19 protein-coding genes are annotated in these 17895 nt (G+C 61.8%); 9 read left to right on the top strand and 10 right to left on the bottom strand.

Translation table 11 applies throughout. The features are described from left to right. Positions 1 to 69: 69 nt before the first annotated feature. From JG746_RS29960 to JG746_RS29945, 4 genes are all read left to right on the top strand, one after another. Complete coding sequence (locus tag JG746_RS29960; RefSeq protein ID WP_202356017.1) at positions 70 to 573, top strand: molybdopterin-dependent oxidoreductase; 504 nt, start codon at positions 70 to 72, stop codon at positions 571 to 573. After that, a complete protein-coding gene (locus tag JG746_RS29955) occupies positions 570 to 2756 on the top strand; it encodes an ATP-binding protein (protein ID WP_202356016.1) in 2187 nt (728 codons plus the stop codon). The genes JG746_RS29960 and JG746_RS29955 overlap by 4 nt, the downstream gene beginning before the upstream one ends. A gap of 3 nt (positions 2757 to 2759) precedes the next feature. Next, on the top strand, positions 2760 to 3830 hold the full coding sequence (locus JG746_RS29950) for an HD domain-containing phosphohydrolase (protein ID WP_202356015.1): 1071 nt from the start codon (positions 2760 to 2762) through the stop codon (positions 3828 to 3830). 151 nt (positions 3831 to 3981) lie between these two features. Continuing rightward, positions 3982 to 4344, top strand: a complete 363-nt coding sequence (locus JG746_RS29945) for a hypothetical protein (protein ID WP_202356014.1) — start codon at positions 3982 to 3984, stop codon at positions 4342 to 4344. Positions 4345 to 4456: 112 nt separating this feature from the next. Here the strand turns inward: JG746_RS29945 and JG746_RS29940 are convergent, their stop codons facing one another. The 5 genes from JG746_RS29940 to JG746_RS29920 form a co-directional block, all read right to left on the bottom strand. After that, a complete protein-coding gene (locus JG746_RS29940; protein ID WP_244730963.1) occupies positions 4457 to 4945 on the bottom strand; it encodes a hypothetical protein in 489 nt (162 codons plus the stop codon). 223 nt (positions 4946 to 5168) lie between these two features. Further along, positions 5169 to 6032: an SUMF1/EgtB/PvdO family nonheme iron enzyme gene (locus JG746_RS29935; RefSeq protein WP_202356013.1), complete on the bottom strand. Its 864-nt coding sequence runs from the start codon at positions 6030 to 6032 to the stop codon at positions 5169 to 5171. Positions 6033 to 6096: 64 nt separating this feature from the next. Then, the gene (nirK, locus tag JG746_RS29930; RefSeq protein ID WP_202356012.1) at positions 6097 to 7203 is read right to left on the bottom strand and encodes a copper-containing nitrite reductase; all 1107 of its coding nucleotides are present in this window, start codon (positions 7201 to 7203) and stop codon (positions 6097 to 6099) included. Between the two features lie 263 nt (positions 7204 to 7466). Continuing rightward, a complete protein-coding gene (locus tag JG746_RS29925) occupies positions 7467 to 7913 on the bottom strand; it encodes a pseudoazurin (protein WP_202356011.1) in 447 nt (148 codons plus the stop codon). 151 nt (positions 7914 to 8064) lie between these two features. Next, positions 8065 to 9267 carry an NnrS family protein gene (locus JG746_RS29920; protein WP_202356010.1) on the bottom strand — a complete coding sequence of 401 codons (1203 nt, stop codon included), beginning with the start codon at positions 9265 to 9267 and terminating at the stop codon, positions 8065 to 8067. Between the two features lie 230 nt (positions 9268 to 9497). On the opposite strand from JG746_RS29920, the gene JG746_RS29915 reads away from it, so the two are divergent. Further along, positions 9498 to 10202, top strand: a complete 705-nt coding sequence (locus tag JG746_RS29915) for a Crp/Fnr family transcriptional regulator (protein ID WP_202356009.1) — start codon at positions 9498 to 9500, stop codon at positions 10200 to 10202. Here the strand turns inward: JG746_RS29915 and JG746_RS29910 are convergent. Both JG746_RS29910 and JG746_RS29905 read right to left on the bottom strand, forming a co-directional pair. Then, complete coding sequence (locus JG746_RS29910; RefSeq protein WP_202356008.1) at positions 10199 to 10408, bottom strand: DUF1858 domain-containing protein; 210 nt, start codon at positions 10406 to 10408, stop codon at positions 10199 to 10201. The genes JG746_RS29915 and JG746_RS29910 overlap by 4 nt on opposite strands. Before the next feature lie 134 nt (positions 10409 to 10542). Then, entirely contained in the window at positions 10543 to 10959 is a 417-nt protein-coding gene (locus JG746_RS29905; protein WP_202356007.1) for a hypothetical protein, read from the bottom strand. A 493-nt stretch (positions 10960 to 11452) separates the two neighbouring features. On the opposite strand from JG746_RS29905, the gene JG746_RS29900 reads away from it, so the two are divergent. The 4 genes from JG746_RS29900 to JG746_RS29885 all read left to right on the top strand — a co-directional run bounded on the left by JG746_RS29900 (position 11453) and on the right by JG746_RS29885 (position 14454). Beyond that, complete coding sequence (locus JG746_RS29900; RefSeq protein ID WP_202356006.1) at positions 11453 to 11995, top strand: cytochrome b; 543 nt, start codon at positions 11453 to 11455, stop codon at positions 11993 to 11995. Between the two features lie 136 nt (positions 11996 to 12131). After that, positions 12132 to 12446, top strand: a complete 315-nt coding sequence (locus tag JG746_RS29895) for a PepSY domain-containing protein (protein ID WP_244730540.1) — start codon at positions 12132 to 12134, stop codon at positions 12444 to 12446. Next, positions 12446 to 13111: a response regulator transcription factor gene (locus JG746_RS29890; protein ID WP_202356004.1), complete on the top strand. Its 666-nt coding sequence runs from the start codon at positions 12446 to 12448 to the stop codon at positions 13109 to 13111. The genes JG746_RS29895 and JG746_RS29890 overlap by 1 nt, the downstream gene beginning before the upstream one ends. After that, on the top strand, positions 13111 to 14454 hold the full coding sequence (locus JG746_RS29885) for a sensor histidine kinase (RefSeq protein WP_202356003.1): 1344 nt from the start codon (positions 13111 to 13113) through the stop codon (positions 14452 to 14454). The genes JG746_RS29890 and JG746_RS29885 overlap by 1 nt, the downstream gene beginning before the upstream one ends. A 1-nt stretch (position 14455) precedes the next feature. On the opposite strand, the gene JG746_RS29880 is transcribed toward JG746_RS29885, so the two are convergent. Genes JG746_RS29880 through JG746_RS29870 form a run of 3 tightly spaced genes read right to left on the bottom strand, consistent with a single transcriptional unit; the run spans position 14456 to position 17700 of the window. After that, a complete protein-coding gene (locus tag JG746_RS29880) occupies positions 14456 to 15967 on the bottom strand; it encodes an RnfABCDGE type electron transport complex subunit D (RefSeq protein ID WP_202356002.1) in 1512 nt (503 codons plus the stop codon). Beyond that, a complete protein-coding gene (locus JG746_RS29875; protein ID WP_244730539.1) occupies positions 15964 to 16704 on the bottom strand; it encodes an FAD:protein FMN transferase in 741 nt (246 codons plus the stop codon). Before JG746_RS29875 ends, JG746_RS29880 begins: the two co-directional genes overlap by 4 nt. Before the next feature lie 30 nt (positions 16705 to 16734). Then, positions 16735 to 17700, bottom strand: coding sequence for an FMN-binding protein (locus JG746_RS29870; protein ID WP_244730538.1), 966 nt, complete (start codon positions 17698 to 17700; stop codon positions 16735 to 16737). Positions 17701 to 17895 lie beyond the last annotated feature (195 nt).

Below are 17895 nucleotides of genomic sequence, written 5' to 3'. Positions count from 1 at the left end.
AGAGCGACGCCACAGTCGCATTCCGTGCCTGCCGCCGCGCGCTGCGCCGGCAACCGAAAGACAAATTCGATGAAATTCCTGATTGCGGCTGCGCTGCTTGGCGCGCTGCCGGTGTCCGACGCCATGTGCGCCTCCCTGGAGGCGCCGAAAGGGGCTGTCGTATTGACGATCACCGGCGATATCCAGAATACGAACGCGGCGAATTCGGCGACCTTCGATCTGCCGATGCTGCAGGCGCTTGCCGGCCGACAAGCCGTCATGGACACACCATGGACGAACGGCGCCACCGAATTCGAGGGTCCTTACCTGAAAGCAGTGCTCGATGCGGCCGGCGCCCACGGCAAAACACTGAGGGTGAAAGCCCTCAACGACTATTCGGCCGATGTGCCGATGACCGATGCCAGTGACTACGAAACCATCCTCGCCCTCAAGATGAATGGCAGGCCGATGTCGGTTCGCGACAAGGGTCCGCTCTTCATGATCTACCCTTTCGACAAGAACCACGAACTCTACAACGAGAAGTACTTCTCGCGCTCGGTTTGGCAAATCAAGGAAATCGAGGTCGTCGATTGACGCCCGATCTGTTCGAGAGCCGCGAGGCGGTTCGCAAGGCCGGTAAGGCCACACGCTATCTGATCGCGGTTTCCGTCGGGCTGATGGTTGCGCTGGGTGGGGCCTTCGCCCACCTGGCCGCCCGTCAGAACACGCTGCAGGATGGCATTCGCGAGGATGCCCTATGGGCGGTTTACCAGCTCGACCGCGAGGCGCGAACGCTTGCTCAGGCGACCGACCGGCTGGCCGGGAAGGGCAGCGTCAGGGCCGACGAGGTCAAGGCGCTCAGCTTGCGCTATGACATCCTCTATTCGCGGCTCTCGATCCTGGACAACTCCAAATATGCGTCATTCTTCGAAACCAGCGAGACCTTTCGCGACGTTCGTGTGCAGGTGCGTGATATTGTCGTTGGCCTTGCGCCGGTGTTCGACCGGATCGCTGCCGACGAGACGCTCGATCACGCCACGCTGGCGGCGACTGCCGAGACGCTCGGCGGTCTGCTGACAATCACCGAGTCCCTGCTCAGCTACACCAACGCCTCGGTTTCGGCCGCGCGCGCCGATGCGCGTGACGAAGTCATGCGGCTGCAGCAGCTCTCCGCGATCGTCGTTATGGCGCTTGGCTGCTCTATCGGTCTCTTGATTCTCAACCTCATGCGGCAGCTGCGCATCGTCCAGGTCACCAGCCGCCAACTCGAGGCCACCGCCGACGAACTGGCGACGGCCTATCGCGCGGCCGAGATCGGCAACCGCGCGAAATCCGAGTTCATGGCCACCATCGGTCATGAAATTCGCACACCGCTCAACGCAATTCTCGGCATGTCCGAGCTACTCTCGCGATCGCAGCTCGCGCCTCGCGACCGGGAAAGTGTCCGCATCGTCACGAGTTCGGGCCAGGCCTTGCTCGAAGTCATCAACGAGATCCTCGACTTCGCCAAGATCGAGCATGGCGACCTCGCTGCGGAGGCAGTCCCCTTCGACGCGCCCGCAATGCTGCTGGACGTCGCCAGCGTCATGGAGGGCAGGGCGGAAGAGCAGCACGATCGCATCGAAATCAGGAATGGCTGTGTGGGCCATGCCGGATGGTATGTCGGCGACCCGACGCGCCTGCGGCGCGTGCTGCTCAACCTGTTGAGCAATGCGGTCAAGTTCACCGAGAACGGCCTAATACGCCTCAGCGTGGCTGAGAGCGGGGATGGCACCGGGCTGCGCTTCGAGGTTTCCGACACTGGCATTGGCATCCCGACGGAATCGCGCCATCGCCTGTTCATGCCCTTCAGTCAGGTCGATGGCACGATCAGCAGGCGCTTCGGCGGCACGGGGCTCGGCCTCGCCATCTGCAAGAAAGTGGTCGAGGGGCTCGGCGGCACGATCGGCGTCGACAGCGCTGCGGGCGTTGGATCCTGCTTCTGGTTCGAGGTGCCGGCCAGGCGCAGCGATCCACCGCTTGGCTCGAAGCCACAGGCCGTGGTGCTGCCATCATTCGACATCCTCGTGGTCGAGGACAATCCGATAAACCGAGAGGTGGCGCAGCAGTTTCTCGAGTTGCTGGGCCAACGCGTGACCTTTGCCATGGACGGGCGTGAAGGCGTGCGCCTTGCGTCCGAGCGGCAGTTCGGCCTCGTCCTGATGGACATGCAGATGCCAGTCATGGACGGTATCGAAGCGACGAGGGCCATAAGGGCGGCGGGCTGCGTTGTGCCGATCATAGCCATGACCGCAAATGCGTCCGACGAAGATCGCAGGCGCTGCCTAGCTGCCGGCATGAATGGGTTCGAGGCCAAGCCGATCACCATGGCAAGGCTCGAGGCGCTGCTGGCAGGGCTGGCCCGACCCGCCGGCGCTGCGCCCCAAACGATTTGCCCACCCGGTCCCACATCCCAAGAGGATGGCGCTGCCGCAGATCCGCGTGCCCGGGAACTGATCGACATCCTGGGAAAGGATGCCTTCGATCGTCTCATGGATGCGTTCCTGGAGGATTCGGCCGCACTGCTGCGTGACTTGCATCGCGCATTGTCGACCAGCGATCGCGCGCTCGCCGACCGCACCCTCCACTCGCTCAAAGGAGCCGCAGCCAATATCGGGCTGACGGCCCTCGCGGCTTTGGCGGAGGAGGGGCGTGCGCATCCGCTGGACGCCGATGTGACCCAGGATATTGCGCGGGAAATGGCGCGTATCGACCGCAGCGAGAGGAGCGCGGCCTGAGCCATGAAAAACGCCACCAGAATATTGATCGTCGAGGACAACCGGACGAACCGGATGCTGATGGAGATGCTGGTCGGCCAGATCCCGAATTGCGTAGCCATCAGCCACATGTCGCCGGTTGACGTGTTGCGCGACTTGCCAACGCTGGCCTTCGATCTCGCCATCGTTGACTACCAGATGCCGGAAATCAACGGCATCGAACTTATCGAGCGCATCCGCTCCGAGCCACGCTTTGCTGATACGCCCTTTGTCATGGTGACGGCCGATGGCGACGCCGGTACGCGCATCGATGCCATCCACGCCGGCGCCACCGAATTTCTCCACAAGCCTATCGAGCCAGTGGAGTTCAAGGCGCGCATGCGGAACCTCGTCAGATTGTGCGAGGCGCAACGGGACCTTGTTCATCGCGCGGAGTGGCTGAAGATCGAAGTGGACAAAGCCACGCAGGAACTGCGCCATCGCGAGGAAGAAATCATCAACCGGCTGACACTCGCCGCCGGCTACAAGGATCGCGAAACCGCCATGCACACGACCAGGATGGCGCATTACAGTTCCGTTCTGGCCAACCAGCTTGGATTCTCCGCGGACCAGTGCCGCGACATCCTGCTTGCCGCGCCGATGCACGACGTCGGCAAGGTCGGGATCCCCGACGCGATTCTGCTGAAGCAGGATCAGCTCAGCAGTGACGAAAAATTGCGCATGAACGAACACACGCGCATCGGAGCGGCCATCCTGGCCGGATCCGCATGCGCGCTTCTCCAACTCGCCGCCGAAATCGCCGAGACGCATCACGAGCGCTGGGATGGGACCGGATATCCAAACGGCTTGCTGGGCGAAGCCATTCCGCTGGTCGGACGCATTGCTGCCGTGGCCGACGTCTTCGACGCGCTCACGTCCGAGCGCCCATACAAGAAGGCATGGCCGACCGATCGGGCATTTGCCTATATCAAGGCGCAATCCGGGACGCATTTCGACCCGCGATGCGTCGAGGCGCTGCTGGCGGCTTCCAACGAATTCCTCGAGGTGAAGTCTGCCTATCCGGATGACCCTGCCGAGAAGCGCTACGTCGCTTGATCGCTGGCTCGAGGGGAGGCGGGTTCTCGCCGACCGCGCGGATCGCCGGCAAGCTTCGTCGACTACGGTGGATCGACGATTGCGCTAGATCAATGCTGAAACGGCGCTTCCATGCGAGACGCGATGAGCAAGCATCGGAGCGCATCGTTTCATGTCCGCAGGCCTCAGCAAGATGATCCGCATGACACTTGCCAAGGCTGTGCCTTACGTGAGTGACAAACTGGCCGGTCAAGGGTTCACAGTCGTGCACTCCGTGGGCATGAGGAGCCAGAAGCGGGCTCAGGACGGTTCCAGAACCGGTGGCTTCAGGGTGCTTGGCGTCTCCAACCCCGACATCATGTTCGCGGGGCAGAATGGCGTGGCAACCGCCGTCTGGTGTAACGTGTTCCTGTCGGAAAGCGGTGACAACGCCGTCAAGGTGCTCGCGGTGGACCCGCTACCCTCAGTGGCCGCTTCGGATCCTGCCGCAATGGATGTTCGTGTGGCGCTATCGAGGGCGATCGAGAGCCTCTGAACCTCTGCGGCGAACGACTTACGGAAACGGATTATCCTGCTGGCCCGGCCCCCTCAAAGTCACCTCCGCCGATTAGAAGCGGGCGGAGGTGATGTCGGCTCCGGTCCTATCCCTAAAGCGCCTGCAGCCGCGCGATATCCTCGGCTGTTGCCGGTCGTTCCACGATCGTGCGGCCGGTAGCGTCCTTCACCTCAAGGCGGCCATTCTCAATCTCTTCCTTGGTACCGTCGGCATGGGTGACCTCGGTCTTGTCATCGGACATTTCAACCTTGTCGCCAGCCGCATTCACATGTTCCCGTCCGTGATCATCGCCGGCGTCATGGTCAGCACCATCGTCGCCACCGCGCGAGCCAGAGTTGCCGCCAGGCCCAGAGTTGCCACCGTGATCGCCATCGCCGCCAGAGCCGGAGTTGCCCCCATTTCCGCCGCCGTCGCCCCCGCCATTCCCGCCGCCGCCGCCTTCGCTTTTGGCATGAGCGGCGGCCGGCACGACCTTGCCCCCGCTGGTAAAGCTAAGGTGATAGGGCGCGGCGACCAAGGCCAGTACAGTGGAGGCTCTCAGGGCAAGCAGGCAAACGCGGTTCAAGGTTGATTTCTGCATCATGGTCCTCCTTCTCGACACATTGGCGTAACGCAGGCAAGCCGGATATCTTCCCGGCAAAGCCCTGGGAAAGCGAATGCAGGACCCCTTTCGCGACAGTGTTGGACTATTGGCCCGCGAGTTCCAGGACCTAAGCCCTAGACCTAGCGATCCTGTTATCCGTTCGACCTGTTTGAGAAGCAGCTTGTGCCCTGTTCGGAGCGCCGGCGATATCGCGCCGCTGTCAAGACAACCCAATGCGCCACAACGCGCTTTGCATCATGCTTGACCGCTCGCGGATAAGGCGAAAGCCGAGATTGTCAGGTGGGGTGCCGACGGCGCAGCCGCCGCTCTTGCCGTCCCGGATGAAGTTCGACATGTAGGTACGGTGGAAACCCTCGACGGCATGCACGCCGCAATTGTCGATCGAGCTTCCCGTTTCCGCGTCATCGCCGACGATTGTCGTGTGGACGTAACATGTCGAGGTCCATTCCCAGACATTGCCCGCAATGTCGGCCAGTCCCTTCGAGTTGAATCCGAAGGCCCCTTGCGCCCTTGGCTCGGGATCTGGTGCGCGCTCAAGTGACGATTCAGCACGATATTGGTCGAGCCAGCGCTGCGCCGGGTTGTTCGGGTCATTTGCATTTGCCTCTATGTCACCGCGAAAACGTTCGGCGGCGGCATAAGCCCACTCGACATCGGTCGGCAGGCGCCACGTTTCCCCGGTGCGCTCTGAAAGCCAGCTTGCGTAAGCTTCCGCGTCGATGTGGCTTACACCTGTCACTGGGGCGTCGCCCACCTTCCGCAGATCCGCCGCTTTGCAGGCGCCGTCCGCAACGCAGCGCGCGTATTCCCAGACACTCACCTGGTATTTCATGATCTCGAGCGGCGCAGCGATTGTTTCGTGCACGACGGGCGCCTTGACCGGGTGATTGGCCTTGAGGAATTCGCCTGGTCTGGAGTGATCGAATGTGCCGGGCTCCAGGATTGCCGTCACTGGTGATGGAGGCGTCAAGTCGCGGCTGTCGTTGGCCTCATTGGCGATACCCAGGCCGATCAACGCGGCAGCCGCAATGACGCCGAAAGTGAATACGGGATCGAAGGACATGGCACGGCACCCGATTTCCGGTGCAACCCCGCCGAGCTGCAGGGTTGCACGACCATCCGTTCGCTCAGGAGGCGATCGCCTTGGGCGCCTCGACCTGCATCATCAGGTCGTCGTTCCAGCTGCCGCCATCCACCGTGAAGTGCGCGGTGGCGCCCAGTTCGACCGCTTCGATCAGATTGTGGTTCACATAGGCGTAGACGCCCGGCTGCAGGAACGTATAGAGCGCCGCGCCCGCCGATCCGCCGCGAATGAACCAGGTTTCGAGATCCCTTGCCGGCGGATTGGCGAATTTTCCCTGTTCCCATACGAAGTCGCCGTGGCCGCCGATGAGGTGAGGGCGGGTATCACGATTGGCCTGGGAATGAATGATAAGGACCGTCTCTCCGACCTTCGCCTTCATCGCGTGCTCGCCGGTGAGCGATCCTGCCTTGCCGTTGAAGACGACATGGGTGGGAATCAAGCCGCGCATCACCTTGACCGTGTCGTCGTAATTGTCGCCGGCCGAGTCGTACTTCTTGAATTTGCCCTGGTCGTCGCGCGGGATGTAGAAGTCGTTTTCGCCGACATAGTAGATGCGGTCGTAGCGAACGGGTCTGCCCTTGTCGTCCTTCAGGCCATCGCGGGGCAGGACCATGACGGTGCCGCTCATGCCGGACACGACGTGCCAGGGGATCATCGCGCCGCCGGGCGCGCAATGATAAACGAACGTGCCGGCCCGGGTAGCCTTGAACCGCAATGTTACCTGCTCGCCGGGATTGATCAGCGTCAACGCGCCGCCGCCGAGCGCGCCGGTTGCGGCGTGGAAGTCGATGTTGTGCGCAAGCGTATTGGTATCGGGATTGATCAGCGTCAGCTCGAGGTAGTCGCCTTCATGGACGACCATCAGCGGGCCCGGGATTGAGCCGTTGTAGGTCATTGCGTTGAGCTGGGTGCCGTCGGCGTCGATGACGACAGGCTTCTCCTCGATCTTCATGGTGAACTCGACGACCTTCGGGCCGCCTTTGGCAACCTGGTCATGGGCATGCACGAAAGGCGGCGCCACCAAGGTGACCTTCTCGCGCGGAAGTCCGGCGACGTCCTTCGCGCTCGCCGCTGTCGGCATTGCGCCTATGGTGGCAACAGCTGCTGCCGTGAGAACAGATCCCAACAAAGCTTCACGTCTGGTAAGCATCGTCTTCTCCTTGGTTCCAAACCCGTTGATGCCTCCAGATTACTCTCTACGGCGCATATTTCTTTGCGCTAACGCAAATCAAACGAGATGAGTGAGCGTCCTTCGATTTTTCGAATACTTCATTTTATGCCGTGGCGATGTCTTCGGCCGCTTGTTCAAGCCCAAAACGAAACAGGCCGGACTGGACCTCTCCCCTGGTCCGCCCGGCCTTCCCTCTCCGGACTTCGCCAAGACGGAGGGGGTATCTATGAAACGGTCGTCGTCTAGTTGGCAGCGGCCTTGCTGGCCTCAGCGAACAGTTCGGCGAACACCGGCTTGGCCTTGCCGATCTGCTTGACGGCTTGCGCCGCCTCCAGATTGACAGGCTTGCCGACCAGGATCAGCGCCACCATGCCCATGCCATAATGGGGAGCGCACTTGACGCCGTAGAAGCCCTCCTTGGTGAGGGTGACGGTGATCTCTTCGCTCGGCTTTCCCTTGAAAGGCTCGGCGCCATCCGGGATCATGTCCTTGATGGTCTCGGCGTCATGGGACTTGTCGGTCGGAACGAACTTGACCGTGTCGCCGGGTGCTGCGCGGATAAAGGCGGGCTGGAAGACCATCGCGCCCTTCTCTCCCTTGTTCAGCATCTGAACGACGTGTTCTTCGGCATTTGCCGCGCCGGCAAGGGAGAGCAGCGCGACGGCCGCGGCGATCAGAGGCAGTTTCATCGGGAAATCCTTTCTTGAGTTGTTCACGGCTTCGACCGTTGCATCCCTTATAAGCTGCGTCGCGATTGTGCGATTTGCGCTGGCGCAAATTGATCAGCGAATGTTCAAGCTGCCTCGCAGCATGTCGCCGGTCGCAGTCTCGGCAGCTTTCTCAGGCCGCGTTCGTAGGGCGACGCGCCTGCAGACGCGGCCTGACAAGCATTGGACCGAACAGCACCGCGTAGCCGATGAAGGCGATTGTCCAAAGCGCCGCCGCCACGTGCAGAAGCGTCCCGGGAGACGGCACGAACGCCGCCAGTATTCGCAGCATTGCCGCTACCAGAATCGCGGCGAAGACCGCGCATGTACCGATTGTCGCCCGCAATTCACGGCCAGTATGGCCGAGTGTTGCACGCGACATCACCGCAAGCGTCATGGAGGCCAAAGCTCCGACGCCGAACGCATGAATGCCCGCAGCCACGGACACTTCCTCTGGAAGGAAAGCGGCGAGGCCAGCCAGGAAGAGCCCGACCGGGACGAAGGCGAAGGATGCATGAAGGATCAGCACCAGCGGATCGCGCAGTGTGCGGTCTCCAGCCCAGCGGGCAAGCCGAATGGCATTGAGGATCGCCGCCACGATCAGGATCGACCCGGTGACTGCCTGGTCGGCAAAGAACGTCCAGCCAAGGAGGCCGCAAGCCGAAAGAAGAATTGTCGCCGCATCGAACCGGCCGAACGGCACCGGCAGCCGCCCCGGCCGCTCACGCGCCAGCCAATTGCGGGTGAAGGAGGGGATGATCCGGCCGCCTATGATCATGACCAGCACGATTGCGGCGCCAAGGGCGAGCCGGCGGCTGGTGTCCGTCACGCCTTGATAATGCGCCTCGGCATGAAACATCATGTTTGCCGCAAGAAGCACCGTCACCGGGAGCAGGACCTTGAGGTTTCTCCAGTTCCTGCCCGCCACGATTTCCACCGCGGCGGCGGTAACAACCGCTAGAAGGAAGGCGCAGTCGATGACGGCGGCGAGCACCCAGCCCGTCTGCACTGAACAGAAGACGACCAGCCTCCCGGTACCCCAGAGCACCACCAGGGCAAGCAGCGGCAGCCCCTGCAAAGGCAGCCTACCGGTCCAGTTCGGTATTGCAGTCAGCAGGAAGCCGGTCACGACCGCTGCCAGATAGCCGAACAGCAACTCATGCACATGCCAGTCCACTGGCGAGAAGGCGCTGAAGGTCTCGAGCTTGCCGTAATACAATGGCAGCCAGAAGAGGATCGCCCCGCCGCCAAAGAGCGAGCCGAGCAAGAAGAATGGCCGGAAGCCGTAGGAGAGAATGGCCGGGTAGGCGCCCGGACGCGTGCGTGGAATTGCCATGACATCTCCTAAGACAACGACGGCCGGCCGATGAGAAAGGATGGATCGGCGGCGGCCAATCCAGGGGTTCTATCCTGAATGGAGCAAGCTCAATTTGCCGTTGCGCAAACACGGATGAGAATTTCCGGAAACGCGGATGCCTCTTGCTGCTCGTCGGCCGCCCATGACACAGTCGGTGATCGGTTAGCGATGGATCTATTGAATGCCTTTCGATTTCAAAGCAGGCGCACGTGGGTAGCCTCGATCCATCGCTTATTGCCGGGCTTCCGGTTTTTGAAGGGCTGCGCGCGGCGGATCTCGAGAGCATTGTCGGCCAGGCCAGGTCGCTGCGGATCGCCAAGGACCAGCCTGTGTTTGAGCAGGAGCAGGAAGCGCACTCGTTTTTCCTGTTACTCGATGGCCATGTGCGCGTCGTCAAATCGACCCCGGAAGGTCAGGAGGTGACGGTACGCTACATCAGTCCGGGCGAGTTGATGGGGATCGCTCACGCACTGGGCCGAGCCACCTATCCGGCAAATGCCATTGCTGCCGTCGATTGTGTGGTTCTTGCCTGGCCGAGCGTCCTGTGGCCGACTTTTGCCGCCGATTATCCTCGTTTTGGGACCAATACCTATAAGACCGTCGGCAGCAGGCTGCAGGACGCACACACACGCGTCATCGAGATGGCCACGGAACAGGTGGAGCAGCGCGTCGCCCATGCCCTGCTCAAACTCGTCAAGCAGGCGGGCAAGAAGACGGAAGAAGGCATCCTGATCGACTTCCCGATTACCCGCCAGAACATAGCCGAGATGACCGGAACGACGCTGTTCACGGTGAGCCGATTGCTATCAGCCTGGGAAGACCAGCAGCTGGTCAAAAGCGGACGCCAGAAGGTGACCGTGGTCGCGCCGCATCAGCTCCTGCTGATCGCCGAAGGCAGGACGCAGAAAGGCTAGTCGGAACCGTCAACCGCAGTCCTCAGCTCGCAGCCCAGTTTTTCTTCGTCGAGCTCATGCTCGCGCGCCGCATCCGAAATCGTGTGAAACGATGCAATCGGACAGCCGACGCAAAGTATGCCGTTTTGAAGCAGGATCCGGATGACGGCGGGCGACATCCGCATGATTTCGTCCATCGTCATCTCATCGCTGAATCTGCGTTTCATGGCTGCTAATCCGCGCATTGGTCGCGGATATTCTGCCTGAATTTCTGGAGTGCTCGTTGCGATGGGGCAAAGAGAAAGCAAGAACTGCGGCTGCTGCCTGGCATAGGCCCTTCACCAACAACCGCGCATCTAAATCAGGTGCGTCCTCCTTCCAGAAGCTTTGCGAAACCCCGGCTGTTGGGGCAGAATTCCTGATAGTGGTTTTCAAAATCGAACACGGCCAGCAGACCACGGCACTCGCGACGATGTGGGCAGGTCATGCAGGTGCGCGACATGCCGCCGCGTGTAGCCTCCAAGGTTTGAAAGCTGTCTGGATCAATGCCGACCGAACGCATGGCCGGCGTAAGCAGGTCTTCCGAGGCATAAGGGAGCCGCATGGCGTCGTCGAACTCGGCTCGCGTTAAACCCAGGTCGTGCAAGATTCCCGCGCATTTGTGCGGACCCTGCGCCCAAAATTCTCTTTTGGCAGCTTTGCTCCGCTCTCGGTCCACAAGAAAGGAAATGGCGAACCGCCAGGCTTCGGCAGGTTCATCCTTGAGATTGTATGGCATGCGCGTTCCCTTTCTGCCTGCTTGCCTTCCTGGAAAGACTTCGGCCTACAAAATAGCGCCCACGACCCGGCGCAACTTTGCGCTAGCGCAAGGTGCTCGGACGGCGGACCGGGCAGACTTCATCCGACCGACAAACAGGGTGAACTGAATTGCACTGCGGACAACCGAAGGGAGCCGAGGTCCCTGTTTCGATGCTGCCCGAACTGGACGCAGAGGCTTGCCTGATTGCCGCAAAGCCATCCCCCGCGCCGATCGTTGATTCCGTAGCTGAAGCATTCCGGCTCTACGATTGTCAGCGTCCTGACAGGTTCGATGAGCCAAGTGTTCGCCACGCTGCTAGGATTGGCTATCCGAAAGCGTGGTCGACAAATGAAATTATCACATGCCGTTGGTCCTCAAAGGTGTCTTCGCAACCACGATACGCCAGCTGTCCGCCCGAGGGCTCTGACAAGATCGCTGCCGCGTAAAGATTTGCCTGAACTGGAATGTTCCAATGAACCTTAGCTATACCAGCTCCCAGAAAGCCATTCATTGGGTCGTGTTTGTACTGGTCATCGGCCTTTACGTCCTGACTTATCTCGCCGATATCTTCCCCCGCGCCAGCCCCGGTCGCGCGTTCGTCTGGTGGTTTCACGTCTCGTTTGGGCTGCTGCTTTTTGCGCTGGTTGTGATGCGCGTCGGCCTGCGGCTCACGCTGGGAACGCCGGGGCTACCGCAGGAAATGTCAGAGCTGGAAAGATGGGTGGCTAAGATCGCACATCTCATGCTTTACGCGCTGCTTGTCGCTATACCGGTTCTTGGCATTCTGCTCACCTGGTACAGGGGCGACGCCTTGAGTTTCTTCGGCCTCTTCACCATCCCGGCTCCGGTGTCCGCGGACAGCGCAACGGCCCGAACCATAAGGGAACTGCACAGCCTCTGCGCCAATCTGATCCTTATCCTTGCTGGACTGCACGCGGCGGCTGCGCTGTGGCATCATTATGTCCGCAGGGACGACGTTCTCAAGCGAATGCTGCCGGGGACAAGTGGCTCTTGATCGCGGTTCAGACTATTTCAGTCAAATGTGGGTAGCCCCGATGCTCTTTGGAGTGTTTCGGAACCCGGAGGCTGGCCCGATGAGGCGCCGGAGCGAAACACAAGGACTGCCGTATGGCCCTTGGATGAAACCGATATTGAAACGTTTGGCGACGGCAAGCCTGGTCGGGCTTGTTCTGCTTCGACCGCTCCACGCCCGCGCGGACGAGGATGGTGACGGCGATCACGATCGGGCGCGGGACCTCTACGAGCGTGGTGAAATAAGAGGCTTGGCAAACATCCTGGGCGTGGTTCATGCCGATGCTCCCGGCGACATCGTGGCGGTCGATTTTATTCGGTTGGGCAACAGGTGGGTCTATCGGTTCCAGGTCGTTGCCCCTGACGGACGCCGCAGGATCGTTGACGTGGACGCCGGCGCCGGAGTGCTGATGCGCGGCAGGGGCGGCGATTGATGAAGATACTCCTTGCCGAAGACGAGCCGCGCATCGCACGCGACATCACCGAGGTGCTCAAGGCCGCGGGAATGGCGGTCGATACGGTGCGCGACGGAGAAGCCGCCTGGTTCGCTGGTGATGTCGAGAATTACGACGCGGCGATCCTGGATCTCGGCTTGCCGAAACTCGATGGCCTGACGGTGCTGAAGCGCTGGCGGGCGAACACGCGCCGCTTTCCCGTTTTGATCCTGACGGCGCGGGGCCTCTGGACCGAGCGCGTCGAAGGCATCAACGCCGGCGCCGACGATTACCTGCCCAAGCCGTTCGAAATGGACGAACTGCTGGCGCGGCTGCGCGCGATCCTTCGCCGTTCGACCGGCCAGGCGGCACCGGTGCTGAAATCCGGACCGCTGCTTCTCGACACGCGCCAGATGCGCATTTCGCTGCGCGGCGTTCCCGTCGCGCTGTCGCCGCTGGAATACCGGCTGATGGCGTTCCTGATGCATCATGCCGGGCGCGTGGTGGCGCCGACCGAGCTTGCCGAGCATTTGTATGATTCCGGAAATGACCGCGATCCGAACGCAATCGAGGTCATCGTCGGACGCCTGCGCCGCAAGCTCGGCAACGATGTCATCGAGACACGGCGTGGATTTGGCTATTTCGTGCCCGACGGACCGTCCTGATGGGCAATTCGATCCGCTTCAGACTCTGGCTGGCCGCAACCCTGTCGATCGTTGTCGCCCTTGCCATCGCTGGATTCGGGTTACGCTACCTGTTCGAACTGAACGTTGAGCGGCGTATGGTCAGTGAACTGACCGTCGATCTCAACGAACTGATCGGCGCGACCAGCTTTGCGGCTGACGGTCGGCTTTCGGTTGCACCGGACCTGAACGACACGCGCTTCACCATTCCGCTGTCCGGTCACTACTGGCAGGTGGAAGATCGGGCTAGCCGTAGCCTGGTACGCTCGCGTTCACTATGGGACGCAACGCTTGCATTGCCCGACCGAGCGGCAAACGGCGGAATGAGAAAGATCGAGGAGCTCAAAGGGCCGGGTGGCGAACTCACCGTAGCCGTCGTGCGCACCATAACCGATGCCGACGGCCGGTCTTTTAGCGCCATCGTCGCGGAAGACCATCGCACCGTCGAACTCTCGGTGCACGAATATGTCCGCGATCTCGTGCCGGCGCTCGTCGTGCTTGCGGCATCCCTCATGGTGGCATTCTTCATTCAGATCACCGTTGGCCTGGCGCCGCTGGAAAGCCTGAGGGTCGCCGTTCGAAACGTCATCGCGCAGCGGGCGGCACGATTGGATGTGACGGCGCCGAGCGAGGTGCAGCCGCTTGCCGACGAAATCAACCGCCTCCTCGATGCGCAGCAGAAAGCCCTTGCGCGCGCCCGCTCGCGCGCCACCGACCTGGCGCACGGCCTCAAGACGCCGCTGCAGGTCTTGTCCACCGATATCCGTGCCTTGCGCGCGAAGGGCGAAACCGAGCTGGCCGACGAGATCGAGAAGAGCGCCGGAGCGATCCGGCGTCATGTCGAGCGCGAACTCGCTCGCGCCCGTCTGGCGCCCGGCGTTTCCGGCAAGGCATCGTGCCGGGTCAGGGAAGCCGCTGCCGGCGTGATCGCCGTCATCAAGCGCACGCCCGGCGGCAAGCAGCTCGCATTCCTGATCGACGTCAAGGAGGATCTCCTGGCGCCGATCGACGAGGGTGATTTGTCGGAGATGCTGGGCAATCTGGTCGAGAACGCCGCGCGCTTCGCAAGATCCTCGGTCCAGGTCAATGCGTGGGCGAGCGGCAGCGAGGTGTCCATCGCCGTCGCTGACGACGGCCCTGGCATTCCCGATGCGGATCGCGAATCCGCTTTGTCGCGCGGTGTGCAGTTGGACAGCAAGGGCGGCAGCAGCGGGCTGGGCCTGGCGATCGTCTCGGACATTGTCGAAGCCTATGGCGGACGCCTGACCATGACCAACGCCGATCCAGGCCTGGTGGTGACCATAGCCTTGCCCCGCCACGGCTGACTCAGGCAAAGCCCGGGAAATAGTCGACCTTTATCTTCGAACGGCGAACGCCCATGGCCAGCAGCTTGTCGCGCGTTGCCTTGACCATGGCCTGAGGCCCGGAAATGTAGAAGGTCCGCTCCAGGTAGTCTGGGATGGCGAGGCGCACCAGCCGCTGGTCGATATAGCCGGGATACTGGCCGCGTTCGGCGCCCCTGGCCACGGCAAAGACTGTCTTGATGCCCAGTTCCCGTCTCGCCGCGCCGAGCACATCGCGATAGGCAATGTCCTGCTGGGTCTCGGCTCCGTAGAGAACGACGATCGGCCGTCTTTCATGACTGTCGATGAGATACTGCAGCATCGAGCGGAATGGCGTGATGCCGATACCGCCGGCCAGGAAGGCGATCTTGGCTTCAGGATCGGCCGGCAGGGTGAAGTCGCCGGCGAGCTGAGAGGCGTGGATCGTGCTACCCGGCTTCATCGTGCCCAGCGCCTGCTTGAAGGCGCTCGATTGCGGATAGAACTTGACGCCAAGTCGTATGGATTGCTCCGTTGGCGCCGATGCGACGGTGAAATAGCGACGATTGCCGCGATTGTCCGAGCGGTCGAGACCGAGCGTCCATTCAAGATACTGGCCGGCCTGGAAGGCAAGCTTTCGCGGCGACCTGAAGATGAAGTCATAACTGTCGGCCGCCGATTGCTCGATGCGCTCGAGCGTTAGCACAAGGCGCCCCTTCGGGCTCACGGCGTAGGCGAAAAGATTGCCCGCCAGGAGCGCCAGCTCCGGCGTGAAATAGAACGAGCCGATATGGATGTTGGGCGCGAACAAGAAGCCGACGATGGCGGCGAAGGCGAGGCGCGGCCAGCGCGTCGTCGGCGCTGTCAACGGCTCGGTCAGCATCACGAAGGCGAAGAACAGCAGCGGCGACGAGCCCACCGTCTCCTGCAGCGCGAAGGCGTATTGCGACGGGTCGGTGGTCGCCAGGATTGTCGCAAGCGCGACAGCGACGAAGGTGGCGACCAGATCGAGCCGCCGCAGCTTGCGCATGATCAGGAGGCCTCCGGCAAGCACGACTGGGAGTAGTTGCAAATTACCTCCGACCCACCAGCTGGCCGGCTGGTCGAGAAGCAGCGCGGTCAGTGCCACGCCCAGAGCGGCGGGATTGAACAGGTGCTTCCCTCCGATGGCGAGAATGAATTTGGATGAAATCGCCCAGACGCAGGCGAACACCACCGCGCATATCCCCTTTACGTCCGTGGTGGCCACCGGATCGAGAATGAGCGCCAGGATGAGGGCGGTGATGTAGACCGACTCGTTGTTGGCGGGAACCTTGAAGAAGGCGGCAAAAACCCTGTTGGTGATCCAGCAGACGGCCAAGATCAATCCCGTCGAGAAGGCGAGGGCGATAGGGTCATGCGGCAACAGTTGGAAGAAATCGAGCACGAGAGCCGAGCCCAGCAGGGCGATCAGGTAGTAGAGGACCAGCCGGTACATGGTCTGATGGTCGAGAAGCCGGTCGACGGTCTTGATCATGGCTGGCAGAAAGCTCCGAAGCCGCTCGTTGGCGTCGCTCGACCGTTTCGGTCGACGACGTAACCTTCGAGGCCAGGCGCCTGCTCGAGAAACAGAATGCCTTCCCGGCCCATGGCGAAGGCGGCAGTGGCGAAACGGTCGGCTTCCAACACATCCGACCCGATGACGGTCAGGCTGACGATCTCGGTGACCGGATCGCCAATCCCAGGCGAAACGTAATCGCCAATCCCAGGTGGAATGTAGATGTGCTGCCCGCGCACGTAGGTGCCGGAGGTGGCGACGCCGTGTCCTCGCGGATAGACGATCTTGATGATCTCATCGGCTTTGAAGGGATTGCGGATGCCGACGCTCCAGTCGAGGCCAGAAGCGTTCTTGCCACGGGACTGGATATCGCCACCGGCCTCGATGAAGAAATCGCCAACGCCGGCCCGCTGGACGATCTCGGCTGCGTTGCGGATGGCCCAGCCCTTGACGATGCCGGACGGATCCAGCGAACCGTCGGGCTTACGGATGTCAAAATATCCACCGGTCTGACTTTTGGTATGTTCGGCGAGAGCCATCACTTCCATCATTCCGCCGCTCCAGTCGCGGACCGGAAGGTCGCCACGGTTGATGGCCGAAATCTCGCTGTCGCTCTTGTAGGTGCTGAAGCGTTGGTCGATCTGCCCGAAATAGTCGAAGACGGTGTCGACAAGTGCCGCGCCCGTGGGGCCACCGATGTCGACAGTGATGGGCATCCCCATCAATATCCTGGTCTCGCGCATGGATCAGGACGATGCTTTTTTCAACGCGCCGCCAAGCGACTGGATGAACGCCCTGCTGGTCAGTGTCGCGCCCGAAATGATGTCGACGTTGGCGCTTTGCGCGCTGATCGCCTCATCGCGCAGCATCGGCAGCGCCTGCCTGTTGATGTTGATCGAGGTCCGGCGGTCATTCGGGTATTTCAGGATTTTGAGGGATGTGAGACGGCCGCCCTGGATGGACGCCTGGATCTGGAGGAGGCCGTAGTATGCATCGGTGACGGGGCCGGTGTAGGTCCCGTCGGCAAAGCCGTGACCAGCCGGCTTTGTGCTGGGATTCACGGAGAGCTTCATGCCGGCCTTGATGACGTGGGCGGATGCCTGCGGATAACTCGGCCTCGGCTGGGGAATGGGTATGTAGACCGCCGGGGTGATGGCGAAGGATGCTGCCTGGGGCGCGGCATCGGCGATGAATTGGGTCGGCGTCTGTTTCGGCGGTGGGGCGGGTGCCTTCGAAAGCTGAGGCTGACTGACCGCAAGCGGCTGCTTCTCAGCGGCGACCGGCTTTGCCGCTTGCTTCTCTTGGGCGATCGCGGTGGTGGTTTCGCTGCCGGCCGCGGCTGGTCGGCTTGCCGGCGGCTCGAGCCGCAGGCCCTGCTCTTCAATCGCAGAAGCCGGCAGGGCGGGTGGCGCAATGGCACCCGCCGGAGCAGGCGCCGGATCGACTGGCTGCAACACGCTGTCCCTGTCTTCCGCAGCGTTGGCGGCACCTGCTGCGTCGATCATGTCGGCGGCAGGACCCTTGCCCGCCTGATCCCAGACGTAGGCGCCTGAAGATGCGAGCACAAAGAGCGATAAGGCAATCTGTTTCATAGGTGTCCAATTCCACGTTGAGCCGAGAGTCCGGAAGGTGGTTTCGAACGCAATATCCCATAGCGAAGCTGACAACTGGCTGTCAGATCGGTTGTCCCTGGGAGGGATCTGCCAGGGCATGACGCAAGCGTAGTTGATTTGATGTCGTGAGATGCCAGCGCGGATCGATCCCGCTCCTCGTTGGCCGAGGATACACGGTGCCAGGGATCGATGATCCCACCGGAGCTATGCGGACCCGGTTGCTGCATCATCTGGCGCGCGCTGTGGCCCACGATCGGGACATCAACGGCCGCGTTGGATGATCGCGCTGCCGAG

This window comes from Mesorhizobium sp. 113-3-3, assembly GCF_016756495.1.
Lineage (GTDB): Bacteria > Pseudomonadota > Alphaproteobacteria > Rhizobiales > Rhizobiaceae > Mesorhizobium.
The sequence above is the reverse complement of the archived record's forward strand: the minus strand, read 5'-3'. Positions and strand labels throughout refer to the sequence as shown.